This is a genomic window from Ignatzschineria sp. LJL83, assembly GCF_054871845.1.
Map to the genome: position 1 here is coordinate 126,765 of NZ_JBTXLY010000004.1, position 23,958 is coordinate 150,722.

General features: G+C 40.2%; 20 protein-coding genes. 9 read left to right on the forward strand and 11 right to left on the reverse strand.

All coding sequences use genetic code 11. From position 1 onward, the window contains the following. Positions 1 to 19 precede the first annotated feature (19 nt). The 5 genes from tolB to ubiD form a co-directional block, all read right to left on the reverse strand. A complete protein-coding gene (tolB, locus tag ACYSN2_RS04175) occupies positions 20 to 1,267 on the reverse strand; it encodes a Tol-Pal system beta propeller repeat protein TolB (RefSeq protein WP_461749000.1) in 1,248 nt (415 codons plus the stop codon). Positions 1,268 to 1,344: 77 nt separating this feature from the next. Next, on the reverse strand, positions 1,345 to 1,899 hold the full coding sequence (locus ACYSN2_RS04180) for a hypoxanthine-guanine phosphoribosyltransferase (RefSeq protein WP_461749001.1): 555 nt from the start codon (positions 1,897 to 1,899) through the stop codon (positions 1,345 to 1,347). Positions 1,900 to 1,954: 55 nt separating this feature from the next. Beyond that, positions 1,955 to 3,205, reverse strand: coding sequence for a glutamyl-tRNA reductase (gene hemA / locus ACYSN2_RS04185; protein ID WP_461749002.1), 1,251 nt, complete (start codon positions 3,203 to 3,205; stop codon positions 1,955 to 1,957). Positions 3,206 to 3,454: 249 nt separating this feature from the next. Continuing rightward, complete coding sequence (locus ACYSN2_RS04190) at positions 3,455 to 4,015, reverse strand: Slp family lipoprotein (RefSeq protein WP_461749003.1); 561 nt, start codon at positions 4,013 to 4,015, stop codon at positions 3,455 to 3,457. Between the two features lie 71 nt (positions 4,016 to 4,086). After that, positions 4,087 to 5,559 (reverse strand): 4-hydroxy-3-polyprenylbenzoate decarboxylase, encoded by a 1,473-nt coding sequence (gene ubiD / locus ACYSN2_RS04195; protein ID WP_461749004.1) that lies wholly within the window; start codon positions 5,557 to 5,559, stop codon positions 4,087 to 4,089. 203 nt (positions 5,560 to 5,762) lie between these two features. Between ubiD and ACYSN2_RS04200 the strand changes: the two genes are divergently transcribed. Together ACYSN2_RS04200 and ACYSN2_RS04205 are read left to right on the forward strand one after the other, a co-directional pair. Then, complete coding sequence (locus ACYSN2_RS04200; RefSeq protein ID WP_461749005.1) at positions 5,763 to 7,454, forward strand: sulfatase-like hydrolase/transferase; 1,692 nt, start codon at positions 5,763 to 5,765, stop codon at positions 7,452 to 7,454. 252 nt (positions 7,455 to 7,706) lie between these two features. Then, positions 7,707 to 8,633 carry an HAD-IIA family hydrolase gene (locus ACYSN2_RS04205; protein WP_461749006.1) on the forward strand — a complete coding sequence of 309 codons (927 nt, stop codon included), beginning with the start codon at positions 7,707 to 7,709 and terminating at the stop codon, positions 8,631 to 8,633. A 271-nt stretch (positions 8,634 to 8,904) separates the two neighbouring features. Here the strand turns inward: ACYSN2_RS04205 and ACYSN2_RS04210 are convergent, their stop codons facing one another. The 3 genes from ACYSN2_RS04210 to ACYSN2_RS04220 all read right to left on the reverse strand — a co-directional run bounded on the left by ACYSN2_RS04210 (position 8,905) and on the right by ACYSN2_RS04220 (position 12,432). Continuing rightward, positions 8,905 to 10,383 (reverse strand): Ppx/GppA phosphatase family protein, encoded by a 1,479-nt coding sequence (locus ACYSN2_RS04210; protein ID WP_461749007.1) that lies wholly within the window; start codon positions 10,381 to 10,383, stop codon positions 8,905 to 8,907. A 16-nt stretch (positions 10,384 to 10,399) separates the two neighbouring features. After that, a complete protein-coding gene (gene rsmA, locus ACYSN2_RS04215) occupies positions 10,400 to 11,179 on the reverse strand; it encodes a 16S rRNA (adenine(1518)-N(6)/adenine(1519)-N(6))-dimethyltransferase RsmA (RefSeq protein ID WP_461749008.1) in 780 nt (259 codons plus the stop codon). Between the two features lie 266 nt (positions 11,180 to 11,445). Then, entirely contained in the window at positions 11,446 to 12,432 is a 987-nt protein-coding gene (locus tag ACYSN2_RS04220) for a peptidylprolyl isomerase (RefSeq protein ID WP_461749009.1), read from the reverse strand. Between the two features lie 155 nt (positions 12,433 to 12,587). On the opposite strand from ACYSN2_RS04220, the gene ACYSN2_RS04225 reads away from it, so the two are divergent. The 7 genes from ACYSN2_RS04225 to ppnN all read left to right on the forward strand — a co-directional run bounded on the left by ACYSN2_RS04225 (position 12,588) and on the right by ppnN (position 21,029). After that, on the forward strand, positions 12,588 to 13,172 hold the full coding sequence (locus tag ACYSN2_RS04225; RefSeq protein ID WP_461749010.1) for a ProQ/FINO family protein: 585 nt from the start codon (positions 12,588 to 12,590) through the stop codon (positions 13,170 to 13,172). Between the two features lie 20 nt (positions 13,173 to 13,192). After that, positions 13,193 to 14,911 (forward strand): arginine--tRNA ligase, encoded by a 1,719-nt coding sequence (argS, locus tag ACYSN2_RS04230; protein WP_461749011.1) that lies wholly within the window; start codon positions 13,193 to 13,195, stop codon positions 14,909 to 14,911. A gap of 18 nt (positions 14,912 to 14,929) precedes the next feature. Then, entirely contained in the window at positions 14,930 to 15,655 is a 726-nt protein-coding gene (locus ACYSN2_RS04235) for an SPOR domain-containing protein (protein WP_461749012.1), read from the forward strand. 118 nt (positions 15,656 to 15,773) lie between these two features. Beyond that, positions 15,774 to 16,331 carry a single-stranded DNA-binding protein gene (locus tag ACYSN2_RS04240; RefSeq protein WP_461749013.1) on the forward strand — a complete coding sequence of 186 codons (558 nt, stop codon included), beginning with the start codon at positions 15,774 to 15,776 and terminating at the stop codon, positions 16,329 to 16,331. Positions 16,332 to 16,448: 117 nt separating this feature from the next. Continuing rightward, positions 16,449 to 17,099 carry a 5-formyltetrahydrofolate cyclo-ligase gene (locus ACYSN2_RS04245; protein WP_461749014.1) on the forward strand — a complete coding sequence of 217 codons (651 nt, stop codon included), beginning with the start codon at positions 16,449 to 16,451 and terminating at the stop codon, positions 17,097 to 17,099. A 111-nt stretch (positions 17,100 to 17,210) separates the two neighbouring features. Continuing rightward, on the forward strand, positions 17,211 to 19,400 hold the full coding sequence (yccS, locus tag ACYSN2_RS04250) for a YccS family putative transporter (RefSeq protein WP_461749015.1): 2,190 nt from the start codon (positions 17,211 to 17,213) through the stop codon (positions 19,398 to 19,400). 222 nt (positions 19,401 to 19,622) lie between these two features. Next, positions 19,623 to 21,029 (forward strand): nucleotide 5'-monophosphate nucleosidase PpnN, encoded by a 1,407-nt coding sequence (gene ppnN / locus ACYSN2_RS04255; RefSeq protein WP_461749016.1) that lies wholly within the window; start codon positions 19,623 to 19,625, stop codon positions 21,027 to 21,029. A 182-nt stretch (positions 21,030 to 21,211) separates the two neighbouring features. Here ppnN and ACYSN2_RS04260 read toward each other — a convergent pair whose 3' ends face one another. The 3 genes from ACYSN2_RS04260 to ACYSN2_RS04270 form a co-directional block, all read right to left on the reverse strand. Continuing rightward, entirely contained in the window at positions 21,212 to 21,733 is a 522-nt protein-coding gene (locus ACYSN2_RS04260; RefSeq protein WP_461749017.1) for a hypothetical protein, read from the reverse strand. Between the two features lie 145 nt (positions 21,734 to 21,878). After that, complete coding sequence (groL, locus tag ACYSN2_RS04265) at positions 21,879 to 23,522, reverse strand: chaperonin GroEL (RefSeq protein WP_461749018.1); 1,644 nt, start codon at positions 23,520 to 23,522, stop codon at positions 21,879 to 21,881. 102 nt (positions 23,523 to 23,624) lie between these two features. Then, positions 23,625 to 23,915 carry a co-chaperone GroES gene (locus ACYSN2_RS04270; RefSeq protein WP_461749019.1) on the reverse strand — a complete coding sequence of 97 codons (291 nt, stop codon included), beginning with the start codon at positions 23,913 to 23,915 and terminating at the stop codon, positions 23,625 to 23,627. Between the last annotated feature and the right edge of the window lie 43 nt (positions 23,916 to 23,958).

Below are 23,958 nucleotides of genomic sequence, written 5' to 3' on the forward strand. Positions count from 1 at the left end.
AATAATCTTACGATACCGTTTATCGTAAATTAGGTGACCAGCTTGGTTTACGAATATCTGAACCAATTCCGTAAAATCTCTGTTCGACATTCCCATCTGTTGAAATAATTTTTAATCCACCACGACCATCTGAATAGAGGATCATATGACTATTCCCCGAAAAACTTGGCGCTTCATCCTTGCCACCATTCGTTAATCGCTTGACTTGTCCTGTTGTGAGATCCATTACAGCAATCCCAAAACCTTGTCCAGGATGACGTTGCATCATTGCCAAGTGCTTCCCATCAGCAGAAATGGTTGCGTTACCGTTATAATTCCCACTCGTAGAAATTCGAACAGCTGGACCACCTGTTTCCGGCATTTTATACACTTGTGGTGTGCCACCTCTATCTGAAGTGAAATAGATCATACCATCCTGTCCCCATGCTGGTTCTGTATCAATTCCGGCACTGCTTGTTAGTCGAGTTAAATTACTTCCATCAACATTCGCTGTATAAATCTCAGGATTACCATCTCGTGAAAGTGTGAAAGCTAACTTTGTCCCATCAGGAGACCATGTAGGTGCCGAGTTAATGCCTGGTTCATTAATGACAACGTGTCGATTTCCACTATAGAGATCTTGTACAATAATCTGATTACGTTTTTTCTCAAACGAAGCATAGGCCAACTTACGACCATCTGGTGACCACGTTGGAGACAAAATTGGCTCATTGGATTCTAAAATTACTTGAGGATAAGCACCATCCGCATCGGCAACTACTAATGAGAAATTTCGATTGTTTCTAGAAACATAGGCGACTTTCGAGCTAAATGATCCTGGCACGCCAATAATAGATTCATAAATAAAGTCAGCGACTTTATGTGCTACAACACGTTGCCCCTTCTCATCTGAAAGGTATTGGAATTGACGGCTTGCTCTTACTGTGCGACTAAAGGTATCTCCAACATCAATTTGAAGCATATTGCCTTTGGGCGTCATAATCACAATAAAATTAATGCCAGCCGCTCTCCAAATACCACTATCAGCCTGTGATACTGACGTTAATTGCTCAGGAACAGACAGCCCTACTTTTGGTAAAAATCGCCCTGAACGTTGTAAGTCATTATTCACAATCTCTAAAAACTTCTGATTATTTGCAACATGATCTACAAGAGCAATTGGATAAGCTTCACTAGAAGCTTTCACTACTTCTAATTTTACCTGCGCTTGTGTCACAGAAAATATAGCAATGAATGAAAGAATCGCTAGCAATAATGTTCGCTGCATATATGTAATTACATCTCTTCTCATTTTGTTACCTCAGTGTATGACAAACTTATCCTTTTACTCGTAACGACTTCCAATTATGATTCTTTTAGCGCCCAAATTCCTGGGAGATTACGCCAATATTCGTGGTAATCCATGCCACATCCGAAGATATAACGATCTGGGACATCAACACCAATATAATTCACTTTAAAGTTATCCACTTTACGATCATGGAGCTTGTTTACTAATGCTGCTGTATAAACAACTTGCGCACCCATATTATTCAACACCGTCACAATCTCTTTTAAAGTCGTTCCTTCGTCAAAAATATCTTCTACAAGAAGAACCACTCGATCTTTAACATCCACGGACGGTTTTGCGACCCATTCTAATACAGACCCTTCTGTATTCCCATGATACCTCGTTGCATGAAGATACCCAATTTGGAAAGGGAAGTTCAAGCGAGTTAATAACTGACCTGCCGGTATCAACGCGCCGTTCATTACAACTAAAACCAAAGGATCTGATAACTCCAAATCATATGTGATAGCTTTACTCATCGCATCATATGCATTTTGAATTTCTGAAGCAGAGATGATCTCTTCCGATTTAATAATAATATCTTGAGCTTCTTCAAAGGTAATCGTCATTCTATTCCTTAAATAATTAAAACTGATCCCGAGATTATAACAAACTTACGGTTTTTTAAACCTTAAATTGCGCAAGGAGTTCAGTAATCGTCAACTTTTCTTCCGCTTCTTCTAGCGTCTTTAAATGCTCAATCATGGGATGAAGCAGACTATTTACTAACTGTGTAGCCATTTTCTCAATTCTCTCAGGGTCATACTCTCCATTGAGCTGATTAAAAAGTCGATGAAGCGCTTCCTTTTTTTCAGCATCTGCATAACGAACCATGGCCTGAACAGAACCACCGATCTCTGCCAGTTTGTACCACTCATCCCAACGAGTTAGACCTTTATGAATATACGCTTCCGCAGCAATTGCCGCTTCTTCACGCGCCTTTTGATTATCTTCTACAATCTCATTTAAGTTATCCACCGTATAGAGATAAATATTAGAAAGATCATCAATTGCCGGCGAAATATCCCTCGGCACTGCCAAGTCAATCATCAGCATTGGGCGATTTTTTCGAATCTTTAACGCCTTCTTCGCCATCTCTTTAGTAATAAGCGCATCTTCCGCAGCCGTTGAAGCAACCACGATATCTGCTTTTGGTAGGATTTCTTCCAAATCAGCTAAAGAATGCGCATCTGCTTGAATGCCGAGCTCATCAATAAGTAAGGATGCTCGCTCAATTCGTCTATTGGCAATCGTGATATTTTTAACGCCGGCTTCAATAAGATGTCTTGCAACTAACTCAATCGTTTCGCCGGCCCCGACTAAAAGAACATGCTGATTCTCTAATCCATCAAAAATATTTCTAGCTAATTGTACAGCTGAAAAGGCAACAGATACCGCAAATGCACCGATATTCGTCTCTGTTCGAATCTCTTTTGCGACATTAAAACCCATCTGCAATACGCGCTGTAGATATTTTTTTGCAGTGCCAAACTCAGTAGCAACACTCAACGAATCTTTCAATTGCCCCATAATTTGAGGCTCACCTAAAATTAATGACTCGAGTCCGGCAGCCACTCGAAAAATATGCTCTGCCGCTTCGCTACCTTCTTTTTGATAAATATGCGCTTTTGCCGTTTGTGCATCTAACTCTGAATAGTTCGCCCACACTGCACAAAACTTATCTACCGGCATCGTTAAATCATAAAAATAAAACTCTGTACGATTACAGGTAGACAATACCACTACTTCTTTCGCCATTTGACAGCTTTTTGCCATTGTTAAAAAGGCGCGGATTTTTTCTGGCACAAGGGTAGCTTGCTCTCGTATCTCTACAGAAGCTGTTTTATGCCCAATCCCTAATACTAATAAACTCATGAGGTATTTTTAATCCAATATCGAATAGATCTAATGCAAAATTGTCTAAATCATATCAAATTATCGTCAATTACGCACCGGATCATCTTATTAAAATTGATCTTACTCTCTTGAAGTCAAGATCTAACCATCTATTTCAGTGATGAATTCAAGGTTTTTTAAGCATCCAAAGATACAAAAAGCACCGTATTTTCGGTGCTTTTACATGTTTCACATCTCTACGACACTGAACCTATTCTAACATTCATCTTAGTAGTAGCCATAGCGTGGTCCAAATCCGAAGCCCCAATAAGGAGAATAGTATCGAATCGCCGGACTATTGAAATGATAATCATCATAATAGACTTCTCGTCTTGGATCTTTTTTGAATTGGTAATCAGAAGCATCCATAATCACGACCCGTATTTTTTCTTTCGCAACTGTAATATTTTCAACACTTTTGACATTTCCGACGGCTGTAAAATAATCTCCTGGCGTATATCCTTTCGTACGTACGCTACCGTAAATATCTACAACGACACGCATTCCATCGATCGCACCTGCACTCGTAATCGGAGAGCCCACTTGATTCAGCGGATATGGTACAACTTCTACCCGCACCTGATCTCCTTGAGGCGTAATCGTCGTAATCATTCCGCCTAATAGCACTTCTTTCCCCACAAGCTCTCTCTGATTCATCGTTAAAACTTGCGCTTCGCCATAAGCATCAGGATTCATATTCGAAATATTTTGCCCATTAAAAGTACTACAGCCAACAATCAACAACATCACAAATAGCGAACTGCCTATTTTCAGTAACTTTTTCATCATTACGCACTCCTAAATGTTCTCACAGGAATAACTTCTCTATTTAAATTACATCTAATTCAATTGCAATCATTTTAATCAAAAATTTGTAAACGTTCCCATTTTTCATCAACTTTTGCGACGATTTCCGGATCTTTGATAATCGGAATGCCCCATTCACGATCTGTTTCTCCTTCCCATTTATTCGTCGCATCCATACCCATTTTCGAGCCAAGCCCAGAAACTGGCGATGCAAAGTCGAGATAATCGATCGGCGTATTTTCCACCATGACCGTATCTCTTGCCGGATCCATTCTTGTGGTAATCGCCCAAATTACATCATTCCAATCCCGGCAATTGATATCTTCATCCACAATCACAATGAATTTCGTATACATAAACTGACGTAAATAAGACCAAACACCGAGCATCACGCGCTTTGCATGTCCGGCATATTGCTTCTTAATGGAAACCACCGCCATGCGATATGAGCATCCTTCCGGCGGTAGATAGAAGTCGACAATTTCCGGGAATTGCTTCCGCAAAATCGGCACAAATACTTCATTCAGCGCAACGCCCAAAACTGCTGGTTCATCTGGTGGCCTGCCGGTATAGGTTGAATGATAAATCGGATTTCTGCGAGTTGTCATTCTCTCCACCGTAAATACCGGGAAGAAATCCGTTTCATTATAGTATCCCGTATGATCGCCGTATGGACCTTCTTCTGCCATATCTTCAGGATAGATATATCCTTCCAAAATAATCTCCGCAGTTGCCGGTACTGATAATTCAGGATGAAGCGAGGCTTTCGCTACTTGCGTGCGCTTTCCACGCAGTAATCCCGCAAATGCGTATTCAGAAAGTGCATCCGGCACCGGCGTTACTGCTCCCAAAATCGTTGCCGGATCTGCGCCAAGCGCTACCACCACAGGAAACGGTTTGCCGGGATTTTTTAATCGGAAATCACGATAATCGAGCGCACCACCTCGATGGGCGAGCCAGCGCATAATCAGGCGGTTCTTACCAATCACTTGCTGACGGTAAATCCCTAAATTTTGACGCTTTTTGGAAGGCCCTTTCGTAATCGTTAAACCCCATGTAACAAGTGGCGCTGCATCTCCCGGCCAACAATGCTGAATCGGCATTTTAGTGAGATCAATCTCATCTTTTTCGACAATGACTTCTTGGCAGAGCGGGTTTTTCACGCGTTTTGGGCGCATGGATAATACTTGCTTAAATTTAGGAAGCTTTTCGAGCGCATCTTTGAAGTTTTCCGGCGGTTCAGGTTCTCGTAAAAATGCTAAAAACTCGCCAATATCGCGAAGCTTTTCCACCGATTCTTGCCCCATTCCAAACGCCACTCGAGAAGGCGTTCCAAAAAGGTTCGTTAATACCGGAATATTGGAACCTTTTGGGTTTTCAAAAAGAAGTGCCGGACCCTCTTTACGAAGTGTTCGATCACTAATTTCTGTCATCTCTAAATAGGGATCAATCTCTTCTTTAATCCGTTTAAGCTCGCCTTTTTCTTCTAAGAAAGCAATAAATTCTCGTAAGTCCTGAAACTGCATGTAACGTTCCCTTTCATCATGAATTATTTTGAATAATGGTAACACAGAAGCCAAGATTCAGCCTTTCTCTTCCATGTACTTGCCTTCTCTTTTCCGTGAAATCCCGACTTGCTCTTTCCTCCTTTCTCTTGCCGGCAAATTGATCAATCTCATTTTGCATGCGTATAATGCGTTTTCCATTTCTAAATCTAGGTCATTCAACCATGCGCATTTTAAGTAAAATCCTGCTGATCGCTCTCGGTTTCATTTTGATTAATTATCCTTTTATTGAAGGAAAATCGGCATATTATATTGCCATTGAACGCCCCGATCGTTTAGTAAGACACCTGCTAACGGCGCTATTTGCACTAACGATTATCGAACTATTTGCATTTACAAGAATGAGAATCAGAATTCCGCTCTATGTGCTATTTATGTTTGGTTCGATGACTTACCTGATCTACTACTTCTCTACGGGAAGCGAGCCGGATTATGAAGATTTTAGAACCTTAATGGATGCTAGAGTCATGATGGCCGATGCCGCTCTCGGTTATCAAGATGCGATTCTCAAGGCGATTTTCTATCACATTCCAATCACCATCGGTTTTTTCCTCTTTCCTAAAATCCATATGGGTTGGAAAGGCACACTCACCGCGATTATTCTCTACATTCTTGCGCTTGCCGGCATGTTGATGATCATCTACAACAAAAGCGGAAAAGGCACCAACGGCAGAGCGTCTTACATTACGCCGGTGGCGCAAGTTTCGGCATTTACTTATCTCAACTTCATTCGTTCAGATGCCGCATCTTTTGAGTATTTTCCACGAACAGCACCGACAAGCGCCGATCTCCTAACTGCAAAAGCGAAAAACATTATCGTTGTGATGGATGAATCTATTCGTGGCGATATGATTGATCTCAACAGCAAGCTTGGCACAACGCCGGCATTATTAGATTTTGCGCCGGAATCGCTGTTAAACTTCGGCATTGTGGCATCGTTTTCTAACTGTAGCGATACTTCAAATCTCGCCATTAGAAAGCTTCCACGACTCAATAAAGAACCGAGCGATCTCTTTGAGGATACCACAACTATTTGGGATCTTGCACAAACTGCCGGCTTTAAACCTTTTGTCATTGATGCACAGCATAATGCCACCGGTCATAACTTCTATACTGATGAAGAACTGAAAAATGTGACCAATCTTCACGCAAGCGGATTAAAAAGCGATGGCGAAGTCGTCGATATGATGGATCGAGTGATTGCCGAAAACAGTGAGCCGGTCTTTATCTATGCCGGCTTAAAAGGCTCTCATTTCCCATTCCAAAATACCGGCTTTCCAACGCCTTTTACGCCGGCAATGAAAAATACGAATCTTGCAGATGCCACAAGCGAAGAAGCGACGAACTCTTATAAGAACCTCATTCGTGCAAATACCAACGAATTCTTTATCAAACTTCAAGCATTCCTCGCAAAACATCCCGATACAATCGTGCTTTACACAGCAGATCACGGGCAAGACTTATCCAATCCTAAAGATCGAAAAACCCACTGTAATGCGAAAACCACTTCGATGGAAGAAGGCGTTGTGCCCTTCATTCTCTTTGCCAATGAAGAGATTCTGCAAAGTGATTTAGTACAAACCTTCCATCAAAATGCCGGCGTGACCAATCAGATGATTGCGGCGCCAATGGTGATGGATTTTATGGGATATAAACCTGAAGTCATCAAAAGCTTCACTGAATATCCGGCATTGTTAAATCAGGAAGGCTCTGAGATCGGCTTTATCTATAAGCGCCCAATTCCGCACTTTAGAAGCGAAATTGAACGATTTGACATCACGCCGGAAGATCTGCAATATTTCCAAGAAAATGGTCGTTCAGATAAACAATTGGAATATAACTTCTTTGCGGATTAAGAGAATTAGCAAAATTCATATAATTCACTGAATATTCTTCTATCATGAAACTGGTTTAAGAAATCCAATTGTAAAACAGTAGTTGATTCATCAGACAAACGTACTATCTTATCCTTATAGATAGTGCGTTTTTTAATACTCCCAAGATAAGAATAAGATTCACGATTAAATCTTTCATGAAGGGTTTATGTTTATAATAGGACTTTCATAAAGCTTTCTTTTCGATTCACACTGATTTCAATGGATTAAAACATGCTTAATTTTGATAAGGTTTGGTCACTTTACGATACATATTATAATCAAAAACGTCTTTTCCCAGAGGTTCCGGCACCGCAAAAAGCGTGTCAGTTTGTGAATTCTCTCTTAGAGATCAAAGATGAATATGACATCTTACTGCTCGATGGTTTTGGCGTATTGAATATTGGTGGCACCGCCGTTCCGCATATGCCACAGATGATTCAGACGTTACAATCTTTAGGAAAAGAAGCATTCGTTCTTACCAATGGCGCATCGTATCCCACCGATATTCGCGCGCAAATGTATCCAAAAATTGGTTACCACATCGATTCCGATCATATTATCTCGTCACGAGATGCCGTTGAATATGAAATGCCGGCATTTGATCTTACAAAAGAGGGAAAAACGTGGGGCGTGATTGTTGGCGATGGCGCTTATATTGAAAGGCTTCCCGGCAAAACAGTGTTATTAACAGAAGAGAATGTTGATGACGTGGATGGTTTTATCTTCTTAGCAACCGCATATTGGAATGAAACTTGGCAGAATCTTTTGAAAGAATCGCTTCTGAAAAATCCTCGCCCGATGATTGTGGGAAATCCTGACGTGAGCGCACCGCTTGAAAACTCATTCTCGGTAGAACCTGGTTTTTACACCATTGAACTTATGAAAGCGATTCCAGAATTAGAGGTCACTTTTTGTGGTAAGCCTTTCCAAAACACCTACAAAGTAGCGTTTGATAAGATTCAAAAAGTACACGGCGATTTTGAACCTTCCCGTGTTTTAATGGTGGGCGATACACTTCACACTGATATTTTAGGGGGCAATCATGCCGGCTGTAAGACTTTATTGAAAGCCGATTGGGGGTTTTTAAGAGGTCGTGACCCAATGCCGTTTATTGAAGAATCAGGAATTCGTCCAGATTTCATCATTAAAAATCGTTAGATTCTATTGTGTTAATTACCGTTAATTTCTAAGACAAATAGAGCTGATTCATGGCGGGAGAGAATGCTTGCATGCTTTTAACAACTTCTCGCCCGCAATGAACGATCTGTTTTATTACTATTTCTGTTAGAAGCCAAAAAAAGATTATTCTTACTGCCACAGAATTTCCGAAAGCATTAATGCATTAATGCATTCGAACCTGTCGTATATCTTTTGATTCTACAACAAGACTGTTTTGCTAATTTCACAACATACTCACGTTCATAAGTGATTACCAACTCAAGGTAATGCCGGCTTGTTGCAGAAACTTGAGCTCTGCATGCAGATCTTCTCTGAAAAGAGGATGCTCTTTTAGCCAGCCTTTTTCAAATCGCAGTTTGATGCGATCTTTTGTCACCATCACCTCAACATTTGGGGATTCTTGTAGATATCTACCTCGATTAAAGAGCACAGAAAAACGCAATAACAGCGTCACTAGCAAGGTATAGTCCGGCAATCCTGAGAAACTATCGAGATCAATTTTGCGCTGATGATTGCGAATAATTGTTGATAAGATTTTTTGATCTTGTTTACTAAACCCATCTAGATCTGCATGTTCTACTAAATAGGCCGAATGTTTATATTGTCTGTGATGTGATATCGACAAGCCAATTTCATGCAGATAAGATGCCCATTTTAAGTAGCGTAAAGCATCTTCCGGCAATACAATCTTATGGCCTTCAGGGTCTTTCAACATTTTCGCGAGTTTCAAACTCGTAATAGCAACACGGCGTGCCTGCCCTTCATCTGCCCCAATTCTGGTAATTAAACCGCTGATTGTTTCATCTCGGCGATCCTTTTGATGAATTCTGCCTAAAAGATCAAAGAGCATTCCTTCTCGTAAGGCAACATTGGTGGTCGACATCTCTTTAATCGACAAAATTTTAAATGCCGATTGTAAAACCACCAATCCTGCCGTCATCACATTGGCTCGTAGCTCACTAAGCTCAAAGAATTTTGCAATGCGTTTCGTAGAACCTAAACTTATAAACTTACGGGCAAGACGTTTGAGTGATTCACTCGTAATGAGTTCATCTTGTAAGCCAATATAGGAGAGCAAAATACCGATGGTGCGAATCGTGCCGGAAGCGCCGACAAAATAAGCATCTTGATAAGGAATCAAATATTTCAATGATTGCAATTCGGATTCGACAAAGCTTCGTGCTTGCTCATAAGATTCTTGGGTAATTTTCCCATCTTGGAAAAATTTTCGGGTCATATTCACACACCCTACTTCTCGGCTATAGGCCGCCTTAATCGTGTGTTCATATCCTAAAATGAATTCCGTACTGCCACCACCTATATCCATCACAAATAGGTCTTGATCTTTCACATTGGCATATTGAGAAACGCCAAGATAAATCAGACGCGCTTCTTCTCGTCCTGAAATGATATCAATCGGCATTCCAAGCGCTTCTTCCGCCTCTTTAATAAAAGAGGGATCTTTCATTTTACGAAGCGTTAATGTACCGACTGCTCGGCAATTTTGGGGCGAAATATTCACTAATCGCTCTCGAAATTTACGTAAACAATACAGGGCTCTTTCTCGAACAATGGGATCTATTTCCCCATTATCTAAAAGACCATATCCAAGCTGAACCATCTCCTTAATACGATCTAACACTAATATCCGGCCGTTATCTTCCTGCATCACTGCCATATGAAAACTGTTAGAACCTAAATCGATCACTGCATAAATATGATCTTTCATAAACGATTACCTCACACTATTTCTCAGCGAGATAATTGCTGAGCTTCACAAAATCTTCGATGTGCAGATTTTCTGCCCGAATCTTAGGATCAATCCCTAAGCTTTCAATCTCTGCTTCTGTCATCAGTGGTTTTAAGTTATTACGAAGCATTTTTCGCTTCATGGAAAAAGCCTCTTTTACCACATCAAAGAACAGCTGATCATCCTTGATTTGATATGGATTTCCTTGATAAGGAATCAATCTCACAAATTGGCTCATTACTTTCGGCGCAGGATCAAAAGATTCTGGCGGAATTTCCAAAAGTGGTACCACTTCACAATAACGCTGAACCATAATGGATAATCGGCTGAATGCTGAATCTCCAGGTTGTGCGGCCATGCGATCAATGACTTCTTTTTGGAGCATAAAGTGCATATCATCAATGCTCTCAACATTACCTAAAAGATGAAAAATGATCGGCGTAGAAATATTGTAAGGAAGATTTCCAACAACTCTTAGTTTGCCATTTTGCTTCGCAAGCTTTGGAAGATCGACTTTGAGCACATCTTCATTAATGACCGTTAAACCTTCTAATGTTTGTAAGTAATCAATGAGATCTCGGTCTAATTCAATCACTGTCATTTTTTTTGCGGCACTCAGAAGTGGCCTTGTCATCGCGCCAAGCCCAGGACCAATTTCCACAAGATCTTCACCTGGAAGTGGCATAATGCTCTGAATGATTTGAAAGATGATGCTGTCATCTATTAAGAAGTTCTGCCCAAAACGCTTACGAGCTTTATGTTGTGGTTTATTCATAAAATATCTAATTTTCTTCTTTAGTTGAATTAATATCTAGAGTGAAAAAATGAGTCCATTAAAAATGCTGAAGACTCTCTTTAACTTTTTCTTTTCACATGAGCTTATTCTATCCTAAAGTAATATGAAAGTTCTGATAACCCCGATTAAAAAAGCTCTAAGTCATATCGTTGACTTAGAGCTCATCTGTTTTAATCTATTATCTATTAGCGAATACGCCTAAGATTTTAACTACCTTCTTTATCTTAAGTAATGCTATGAGTGATTTACTGCTTTGTGCTTACGCGCTTTTCAACATACACATCCGATAACATTCTATCTAACCATGCATCAAATGTTGCTGCAGCTTTCTTTCTAAAGTAATTTTCACGCGCGACATTACGAATAATTTCTTCATCCTGAAATCCTGTGCGGCGAGTATCAACTTTAATGAGATGATAACCATACGCTGTACGAACCGGTTGGCTTAATTCTCCCTCAGGAAGCTTCACCATCGCTTTTTCAAATTCAGGAGCAAGTTGTCCTTCACCAACCCAGCCTAGCGCACCATCTTCAGCCGCTGATAATGGGTCTTGAGAGTTTGCTCTCGCAATATCTTCAAAAGATGCATCTCCTGAGATGATTCTTTCACGCAGACGATTCACTTCTTGTAACGCCCTTGTTTCAGATTTATCTTTATTCACTGAAACCAAAATATGACTCACTTTATGCTGAGGTGCATTCGCCTTCATCATACGTTCTTTAATCTTCTGAAATTCTGCCGTTTTCATATAGATGTCGATTTCATTTTCTGAAAAATGGGTACTTTGCACAATTTCATTTTGTAAACGTGACGCAAGCATCTGTCCACGAATACTTTCACGGTATTGTGGGAAATCAATTCCTTGATAAGTAATATACTCTATCAATGTACCAACATCTGTCCCATTTCTCGCTGCGATATCCGCAATAGCAGCATCAACTTCATTGTCTTGTACTGAAAGTCCCGATTGTTTTGCAAAAATATCTTGAAACTTTGTCGTAATAATCACTTTTGACACATAATCTTCAAGCTCCGCATTATTCATTCTTTGCGCCGGAGGCAGGAAGCTCATTTCATTACGCGCCATTCCTAATTCACGTTCCCATTCGGAAAGAGTAATCACATGATCATTCACGACAAATGCGATACCATCAACGGTTCCAAGACGTGCCATCGCAGTTGGCGAGGCTAATAATAAGACTGCTACTAAGGATAAAAGACGCATTTTCATAAGGTTCACTTCTTAAAATTTTCAATAACTTAGAATCGGGATAAATCTCTTTAAATGTAATATAAGCAGAAGAATTTTACCACCTTAATGCAATTATCGCTAAGATATAATAAAATTGCCTGAGCAAATTTATTATATCTAGGTTTTGGAAAATAATGTCAAACGAAAACAATACACAAATTGAAGCAACTTCTACACAAGAAGAGACTAATCTTACGCCGCAAGAAGCACGTCAAAAACGCATTGAAACATCACAGCAGTTGTTACAAAAATTGTCAGAAGCTTATCCTGCGATTTTCCCACAACCAAAAGATGGTCGCCCTGTAGCACTTACAATCGGGATTCATAAACAGCTCATTCCAATCGTCACTGAATGGGGTTTTAGCGCTGTAAATCTTCGCTCTGCACTCTCTTGGTACACAAAGCAACTTCGTTACCAACAAGCAGTTGTACATGCAACGCACCGTACAAACTTAGATGGTACAGATGCTGAGATTATTGATGATGAACATCGTCAACTTGCGAAAGAGAATGTAGAAAAAATTCAAGCTATTCTTGCTAAGAAAAATCCTGAAAGAGCGAAGAAAAGAACTGAAAAGCGTACCGACAGTGCACCTAAAAATCGCAAACCAAAAGCGCCTCGCACCAATACTGCATCTACTCCTAAAAAAGCTGAACCAAAAGAGACGCTTACTTTAGATGAAAAAATGCAATCACTTCTCAGTAAGTTTAATCAGTAATTAATTAGTTAAAAGAATCTATGAAACAAATTCCAATTCGTCTTCTCAAAAATGCCCTTGAACAAGTTGCATCTGCACAGCAAGTTGAGATCAATCCTGATCTCGTTCTAAAGAGTGTAGAACGAACAAGAGATATCACTCACGGCGACTTCGCAAGTAACATTGCGATGATGACTTCGCGTAACTTCAAATCCAATCCTAGAGCAGTTGCAGAAATGCTCATTGATGCCATTGGCGAACAACCTGAAATTGCAAAAATCGAGATCGCAGGTCCTGGATTTATTAACTTTACGTTTAAGCCAGAGATCTATCATCAAGAGCTAAGCCAAGTGATGTCTGCACAGACTGAATATGGCCGTAATTCTCAAGGCAATGGCGAGAAAGTTCAAATTGAATTTGTTTCCGCAAACCCAACGGGTCCGCTTCATGTGGGTCATGGCCGTGGTGCTGCCGTTGGAGATTCTATTGCTCGTGTTCTAGAAGCGAATGGCTTTGATGTGACTCGTGAATTTTACTATAACGATGCTGGCGCTCAGATTGATAATCTTGCGGCTTCTGTGAAATCGCGCATTGATGGCTTGACGCCGGAAGATGCAGCATGGCCAGAAGATGGTTATCGTGGTGAATATATTATTGATATCGCAAAAAGCTATTTAGCAAAAGAGAGCATTACTGCTGATGATCGTGAAATTACGGCATCTGGAGATCCTGAAAATATCCAAGATATTCGTAATTTTGCAGTAGCGTATCTTCGTAGAGAGCAAGATTTAGACCTAAAAGCGTTTGATATTAATTTTGATGTCTATTTCCTAGAGTCTTCTCTCTATCAAGATGGCGCTGTAGATCAAGTGGTAAATCGTTTAATCAACAATGGTAAAACATATGAAGAAGATGGCGCACTCTGGTTAAAAACGACAGATTACGGCGATGATAAAGATCGTGTAATGCGTAAAAAAGAAGGTGGATATACCTACTTTGTGCCAGATGTTGCGTATCATCAGAAAAAATGGGATCGTGGCTTTAAGTTCGTGATTAACGAACAAGGCGCAGATCATCACGGTACAATTTCCCGTGTAAGAGCCGGTCTTCAAGCGTTAGATGCAGGCATTCCACAAGGCTGGCCAGAATATATCCTTCATCAAATGGTGATGGTATTAAAAGATGGCCAAGAAGTGAAGATTTCTAAACGTGCCGGTTCTTACGTGACGTTAAGAGATTTGATTGATGAGGTTGGAAAAGATGCGACTCGTTACTTCTTAGCGGCTAGAAATCCTGATTCACAATTGCAATTTGATATTGATCTTGCATTATCACAATCCAGTGATAATCCTGTCTATTACATTCAATATGCTCATGCTCGTATCTGCTCTATCTTGGCAGAACGTGAGCGCCGAGGCGAAGCATTTGATGCAGAATTTGCACTTAAAAACTTAGATAAATTAACAATGACGCAAGAGTACAAACTCATGCGTACCCTCTCTTCCTTTGGGGAAATCATCGCAACTGCCGGCAATAATCGTGCGCCACATCTCATTGCGAATTATCTGCAGGATTTAGCGGCAGATGTTCACAGCTACTATAATGTTAAAGATGAAAATGGTAATGCGATTCGAATTCTCACGGAAGATGCGGATGCGAAAGGCTTACAAGATGCGAAGCTTTACCTCTTAATGGCTGCGAAACAAGTGCTCGCAAATGGTTTAGATCTTCTCGGATTATCTGCACCAACAAAAATGTAATCAAAAAGGCATTCCATCATGGTGCAATTAGGACAGGTACAATCGAAAGAGAAATGGCGAAAAACTAAATGTATTATTCGCTTTTTCAAGAGAACGCCGACAAAAGGCGAACTCCTCTTTTACATCATCCTAGTTGCGCTGGGAGTTGCTGGTGCACTCTTTCTGGCAGATCATCTTGAAAAGAAAGCGGAAGCCAAAGAGATTAAGCGGATAGAACGATTAGAACGATTAGCAGAACTTGAAAAAGAAAAAAATAAACCCTTCTCTCCCGATGAAATAGTGATTCCTGAATCTGAATTTTCATTTTATGAACAGCTTGCTAATCGCTCTTTCCACATTAGTGGGGAAGAGAGTACTGGTGGCAAACATTATGTGGAACCTATCCCAAAACCGAAGTTTGAACTCATCAGTGAATCTTCGGGTTACGATTCTGTCGATAATGAACTGAAAAGTGAATTCTCTTTAGAACTTCTTTCGGCATCTGAAACTACAAAGCCGATCTCCGCGCCCACAAATGGTCCAAAAAAACGTTTACAAACAGGAAGTTTCTCCTCAACCTTTGAAGCGAATATTCATAAATCACAGCTAGAATCTTTAGGTTATCCAGCCATTATTGAGAAAGCGACCGTGAATGGTAAAACGATTCATCGAGTTAAAATCGGGCCTTTTTCTACAAAAGATCTTGCTGAAGCCAAACGTCGCTTAGATATGCAACAGATTAAATTTATTGAGGTTAAACCTTAATATTTTCCTTTTTATCGACTATATTTAAAACAGAACACGCTAGGATTTCACAATAAAAATAGCGTATAGTACTTAGCATTGGTTTTAATTATTCGTCATTACAACTTAGGGTTTTATTATGTCACGTGGAATTAATAAAGTTATTCTTGTCGGTCGTCTAGGAAATGATCCTGATGTTCGTTATACAGCTGGCGGTAGCGCTATTACAACAATTTCTATTGCCACATCTGAAAGTTGGAAAGATCGCAATACAGGACAACAGCAAGAACGTACAGAATGGCATCGTGTTGTCTTCTTTGGTCGTTTAGCAGAAATTGCCGGACAATACCTCAAAAAAGGTAGCCAAGTCTATGTCGAAGGTTCTTTGCGCACGAATAAATATACCGACAAAAATGGTATCGAGCGTTATAGCACAGATATCAACGCAAACGAGTTACAAATGCTCGGCGGTGGTACAGGTGGCGGCGGTAACTTTGGTGGACAACCTGCTCAAGGCGGTTACCAAGACAACTTCAATCAAGCGCCTCAGAACAATTATGGCGGCGCACCTTCCCAAAACAATTACGGTGGAGCACAACAACAAGCGCCTCGCCAAAACCAAGGTTTTAATCAGCCAAAACAGCAAGAAAATGCAATGTCTGATTTTGATAGTTTTGATGACGATGTTCCATTCTAATCAATCTATGATGAACTAAAATCACGAAACCTAAGAATAGAATTATTCTTAGGTTTTTTTATATAATGATTTTTATCTCCCTTAAATTCCTCATCTCAAAATACCGGCAATCCAACAATGACAGATTCTCACATTCCTCATTCATCTCAACTCCCCATGATTGCTCATAAAACAGATCTTCGAACTTTGAGCTTATCGAAACGAAAAGCGTTTACCCCAAATGAGGTTGCTGAACGATCTCATAATATCTGCCAACAAGTCATCAAATCGATACTTCCGAATATTTCGAGCATTCATCTGTTTTTACCGATTGCCGAGAATCATGAAGTCGATCTCACTTCCCTACTGCCGATTCTTTGGGAAAAGAATATTTCTGTCTATGTTCCACGTGTAACATCGGAAGGAAAAATGGAGCATGTTCCGTTATTACCGGAAACAACCTTAGTGACCAATAATTGGGGAATTCCAGAACCGGCAATAGATTATTTACCGGCAACGACAGAAGAGATGCATGCGATGGATTGTGTATTAACGCCACTGTTAGTCTGCGATCAAGAAGGGTTTCGAGTGGGTTACGGCGGAGGATTTTATGATACGTTTTTCCAAGAATATCCCCATCTTCAAAAAATCGGCGTAGGTTTCTTTGAACCGATTGAAAAAATCTCCGATACTTATGAAGGCGATATTCCCCTTAATGGCTATATTTCGCCTGAAACCATGTTTCATTTTTCATCCAACTCACATATCGATTCAGTTACAAACTCATAGCGTTATCAGTATCAGTATTTAATAGTTTCAGAGGTTTTCTATCTTCATTCATATTTTTTCCGCCGTACTGTTTCAATCATCATCTCATCGTCATATAGGGAGATCGTTAGAATGTTATCTTTAACCCAATTCACCAAAACGTTTCATAACAATCTACTGCTCTACTGTACAAAAATCTTTATCGTCATGTCCGGCGTTGTCATTATGCCGATGTTACTTACAGGATCGTTACAGTTACCGCCCATTCTCGGCGCTGTTGCGGCTGCGCTTTCTGATTTAGATGATCATCTGAAAGGTCGAATTAAAAATAGTGGCGTAACGCTTCTGATATTTTTTATCGCCGCGACATTAGTAGAAATTGCATTTCCCTATCCACTGGCATTTCTATTATTAGTTGTTGCTGGCACGAGCTTCTTAATGATGCTCAGTGCTTTAGGGGAAAAGTACGCCACGCTTGGTTTCGGCACTTTAGTATTGATGGTATATACCATGCTCACCTTTGAGCCCGATCGCTTTTGGCTGATCCAGCCGTTACTTCTTATTATCGGCGCACTTTGGTATCAGCTTATTTCCCTTCTATTTCATGCACTCTTTCCGGCAAGAACGATGATGGAATCCCTTGCAGAATGTTACAAAGATCTTGCCGAACTATTAGAACTGAAATCTCGTTTTTTTGATCCGGATGAAGGCGAAAGTATTCAGGAATTAAAACTGAAACTCTCTATTTCCGGCAAAGCATTAACCGCAAAGCTCGATCAAATTCGTAGTGCGATTATTCGCAGATTACAGAATGAGCAAGGACAAGATGCTTTTTCCGAAATCCTCAATTACTATCTCATTGCACAAACGATCTATGAACGTGCCGCATCAGTGCATGTGGAATATGAACTCCTTCATAAAAAATTCCTCTATAGTGACCTGCTCTTTCGCTTTCAAAGATTGATGATGCTTCAAGGACAAACGGCACTGAAAGTTGCCAATAGCATTACGCAACGAGAAGAATATCTACAACCGCAATATCTTAACCGTTTAAGTATGCGCCTGAACGAAACGATTCTGCGCTTAAAAAAAGCCGGCAATCATGATAAAGAGATTTATCGTTCGCTCAATAATTTACTGCATAACTTGGAACAAATTAATGCGCTCTTTTTAAAGATGCAAAATAAGATTGCCGAGCAAGATCTCAGCGAGCAGATTGATCTTTCCAAAGGGTTTAAAGAATTATTGCCGGCAAAAGATTTTAAGCTCACGCTTAAAGAGAAGCTTACCGAAGCGATACAGAAAATCAGGAATAATCTCACGAAAGAATCCGAAATTTTTCGGCATGCGGTTCGCATGAGCTTTGTCATGGGCGCAGGTTATCTCATTATTTGGGGATTAAATCTCGGCAATCAGCATCTGCTTGCCGGCGATCAGCTCTCTACTCGAATTTATTGGATTATGCTTACCGCGATTTTTGTCTGTCGGCCCGATGCCATTGCCACAAAATCCCGAATCCTCAAACGGCTCTCCGGCACATTTATCGGCGTGATTGCGACCATTCTTTTTCTACAGTTTTCGCCCTCGGTATCCCTTCAAGCATTTATTGTGATTTTAAGTGGCACGCTCTTCTTTGCCTTTAGTGCTGTGCGCTACTCCTTTGCCACAGCGCTCATTACCATTATGATTCTGATCGGTTTTAATCTTAACGATTATGGCTTTATTGCGCCGGAGCGTTTAATCGATACCATCATCGGCTGTATCGTGGCATGGATTGCGGCAAGCTTCATTCTGCCAGATGGAAAGTATCATAATATTCCCAAAACCTACGCCAAAGTTGCCGAGCAAAATAGTGAATATTTGGAACAAATTCGCCGGCAATATCATACAGGAAGAAATAATGATCTCGCTTATCTCTCCGCTCGCACCAAAGCAAGTGAAGCCGATAGCGAGCTCTCTTCGCTCTTCTCTACCCTTTCTGCATTGAAAAAACCGGATAGCGAACAGTTAAATGCCATTTTTAAAAACCTCTGTTTGAATAATACTTTCTTAGGATACTTATCAGGACTCGGCGCACATCGTGAAAAAATTGAGAATCCGGAAGCCTTAGCGCTTCTCGATAAAACGACCGATTTTATTCTCCACACCCTAAAAACTCGGAAGTTTGATCAACCCTATTATAGTGCGCTCAAACGAGAAATCTTTAAGTTCCAACATCAAAAAGAGTGCCTTGATGACAATATTACGACGATCTTTCTACAGCAATTAATGCTGTTATTAAGAACATTGCCGTCTTATCTAAAAGCGCTCTTTAATGCTTAAAGAACCTAATGCCGCAAAGAAAATAAGCGGGATCTCTCAGGAATATTATTTCGTTAATGTTATGATGATTTTTAATAAAAATTTTACTCGATATCATTTTGTTGTTTCGCTTTATTCTCATTACTCATATTCATTATGAATATCTACAAAAATGAAGAAATAAAGCCTAAAGATAATCGACCCATATTCATCACATCCCATTTTTGTAAGGAGTTTTATTTCATGCCCAATCGCATTCGATATGATATCTATCCGCCAAAAGGCTCTATGGATCTTATCTCTCATACGGAAAGTGCTATCTTAAAAAAAACGGCTAAAGGCGATCTCTATCCGCTTTTTCGAAACTGTACATTAGCGGTTCTCAATACCGGCAGTAAAACAGATGATCCCCATGCGATTTTCAATAAATATCAAGATTATGATATTGAGCTCATTCGTACAGAACGTGGCATAAAACTCAGATTGTTTAATCCGCCACAAGATGTATTTGTGGATGGGAAACTCACGGATGTGATTCGCCGAAATCTCTTTTCCGTTTTACGGGATACGCTCTTTATCGATTCCTTATCGAACTATAATCGCGCTTATCGCAATGGAAATAGCAAAGCGCTTCTGGAAGAACCGAAAGAATCTCGTAGTGAACTTACGACCGATTTTGTCTTCTCGATTTTACGAAATGCCGATGCGCTGAGAACGGATCAAGATCCTAATATTATTGTCTGCTGGGGCGGACATTCCATCAATCAGACAGAATATGATTATGGATATATCGTTGGACAAGAGCTCGGCGTTCGTCATCTGAATATCTGTACAGGTTGCGGTCCTGGCGCAATGGAAGCACCGATGCGTGGCGCGGCGGTTGGTCATGCAAGACAATCGAACAAAGAGAGCCGTTTTATCGGCATTACAGAAACCTCCATCATCGCCGCAGAACCGCCCAATCCATTAGTGAATGAGCTCATCGTGATGTCGGATATTGAGAAACGATTAGAAGCATTTATCCGATTAGGTCACGGCGTAATCATCTTCCCTGGCGGTGTTGGAACGGCTGAAGAATTCTTCTATATCTTAGGATTATTACTCATTCCTGAAAACAGAGAAGTCTGCTTACCACTTATTTTAACAGGACCAAAAGAGAGTGAAGAGTACTTCCGAACGCTCGATCAATTTGTGGAAAAGACATTAGGAAAAGAAGCACAAAAGCTCTATGAAATTGTGATTGATGATCCTGTTGCGGTGGCGAAAAAAATGAAAATCTCTATGCCACATGTGAAAGAGTGCCGAGAGCAACGAGGCGATGCATACTGCTATAACTGGCTCTTAACCATTCCTTCAGATTTCCAAAAGCCCTTTATTCCAACTCATGAAAATATGGCAGAACTGAATCTTCATTTAGATCAGCCAAAAGATAAGCTCGCAGCGAATCTCCGTAAAGCATTCTCCGGCATTGTTGCCGGCAATGTAAAAGAGCCCGGTGTTCGAGCAATTCGTGAACATGGTCCTTTTGAACTCTCCGGAGATCCGGAACTCATGACAATGATTGATGAACTCCTACAAGATTTCGTAGCACAGCAGAGAATGAAACTGCCGGGAAGCGATTATCAACCCTGTTATATCATTAAGCGCTAACGCTCTGTTTAAATAGCCATCATTTTTAAAATTCGCAAAGATTTAAAGAGTTTCAAAAACATTTTTTGAAACTCTTTTTTATTTCCGATTTAGGAAATCAATTGTTTTCTATAAAGATCATAGAATCAAACATGAAAATCTAAAACAGACATTATCATCGTAAAAAATAGAACTTAATAAACCTAAAATAGATCTACGCCGTCACTCATCTCAATTTCATGTAAAATTTCTTTAAATTGTTCTTCGGGAATTTTCCATAAAGAGGTGCTCTCTCCGCTTTCATCATCAAATGTGATTCCTATAATATCGTTATCTAACATCATTACACGAATATTTGCACTATTAGAACTATTTGGAAATTCTTCTTCCACAGTTCCATTCGTTGTAATCGTTATTTTTTGAATATGCTGGGTGTAGATCTGCTCTTCTTCCTGAAACTCCCAGCGATAACGCTGATTAAGCTTAAAACTATCTTTACTATCTTTTAAAATATAAAGATCTAATCCTTCCCCATTTCGTCCCAGAACAGATATATTTAAAAGTACTACATCCTCATTATTTGCAGTAGTTCCCCATATCCCATATAAATCAGCTGTCTCTACTATTTCTTTATAGTAAAAGCCATCACGCTCATCCGAAATTCCAATCTTTAAAAATAGACCTAAAATCACTAACCCCGTGACAATATATTTATAAAAACTCATATAACTTTCTCCTAAGAAACTCAAATAGAATTCATAATCGTTCTAAATTACACTCATCTCTAAAGCCAGCCATAAAAAAAGAGATACCATTCATTATGATATCTCTTTTATTCGTTAAATGATTATTTATACAATCATCTTATGATTACATCATGCCTGGCATTCCACCCATGCCGCCCATTCCGCCCATATCTGGCATTCCGCCATCTTTAGCTGGAAGATCTGCGATCATGCACTCAGTTGTAATAATGAGTGATGCAACAGATGCTGCGTTTTGGATTGCTGAACGAGTTACTTTAGTTGGGTCAAGAATTCCCATCTCAACCATATCGCCGTACTCGCCAGTTGCTGCGTTGTATCCGAATGAATCCGTTTTACCTTCTTTTACCGCATTTAATACAACATCCGCTGGCTCGCCTGCGTTTGTTACGATTTGACGAAGTGGCTCTTCCATTGCACGAAGTGCAACACGGATACCTGCATCTTGCTCAGCATTGTCGCCTTTAAGATCAGCGATACGGGTTAATGCACGAACGAGCGCAACACCACCACCAGGGACGATCCCTTCTTCAACTGCCGCACGAGTTGCATGAAGCGCATCTTCAACACGTACTTTTTTCTCTTTCATTTCAACTTCAGTTGCCGCACCTACTTGGATTACCGCAACACCGCCAGCGAGTTTCGCTACACGCTCTTGAAGCTTCTCTTTGTCATACTCAGAAGTTGCTTCTTCGATTTGTTGTTGAATTTGTGTAACACGCGCATCAATTGTTGCTTTGTTACCATTTCCATCAACAATTGTTGTTGTTTCTTTATCAACTACCACACGTTTTGCAATACCAAGATCTTCAACAGTTGCTTTCTCAAGGCTCATGCCAAGCTCTTCAGAAATAACAGTACCGCCAGTTAAGATTGCGATATCTTCAAGCATTGCTTTACGGCGATCACCAAATCCTGGTGCTTTTACCGCTGCAACTTTTACGATACCACGCATGTTGTTAATGACTAATGTTGCAAGCGCTTCGCCTTCAACATCTTCCGCAACGATTAAAAGTGGACGACCTGCTTTCGCAACTTCTTCTAATACCGCAATCATTTCACGGATATTGCTGATTTTTTTATCACAAAGAAGAATGAATGGGTCATCTAATTCTGCTGCCATTGATTCTTGGTTGTTGATGAAATATGGCGATAAGTAACCACGATCAAACTGCATCCCTTCAACTGTTTCTAAAGAGTTCTCTAAACCTGAACCTTCTTCAACTGTGATAACGCCTTCTTTACCCACAATTCTCATTGCTTCAGCGATGATTTCACCTACTTCTTTATCAGAGTTTGCAGAAATCGTTCCTACTTGTGCGATAGATTTGTCATCTTCACATGGTTTAGAGATTGCACGAAGCTCTTCAACTGCTGCCGCAACCGCTTTATCGATACCACGTTTGATATCCATTGGGTTCATGCCCGCTGCTACTGCTTTCATTCCTTCACGAACGATTGCTTGTGCTAAAACTGTTGCTGTTGTTGTACCGTCACCTGCTGTATCTGCAGTTTTTGAAGATACTTCACGCACCATTTGTGCACCCATGTTTTCAAACTTGTCTTCAAGTTCGATTTCACGCGCAACAGAAACACCATCTTTAGTCACAACAGGTGCGCCAAAGCTTTTATCTAAAACAACGTTACGACCTTTTGGTCCAAGCGTTACTTTTACTGCGTTTGCAAGTGTGTTAATCCCTGCAACCATTTTTTTACGAGCATCTTCGCCAAAACGAACTTCTTTTGCCATGTCTATAATTCCTTCTAATGTATTTCTTAGTAATTTGTTTTAAAAGATGAGAATTTCTCATCTCTTTTTTAAATCAAAAAATGGATTCAGCTTAAATTTAAATTAAGCTTCGATAACAGCCATGATCTCGTCTTCACGCATCACTAAAAGCTCTTCGCCAGCCATTTCAACTTCAGAACCTGAAAATTTACCGAAAAGAACTTTATCGCCAACTTTAACATCAAGCGCTTTTACATCACCGTTTGTTAAAACTTTACCGTTACCAACTGCAATAACAACGCCACGTGATGGCTTTTCTGTAGCTGTACCTGGTAGCACGATTCCGCCTGCAGTTTTAAGCTCTTCTTCTTCACGTTTGATGATGACTCTGTCGTGTAATGGACGTAATTTCATAGTTTGTTCCTCATTAAAAGATTCGTTAATCTCATATAGTTAT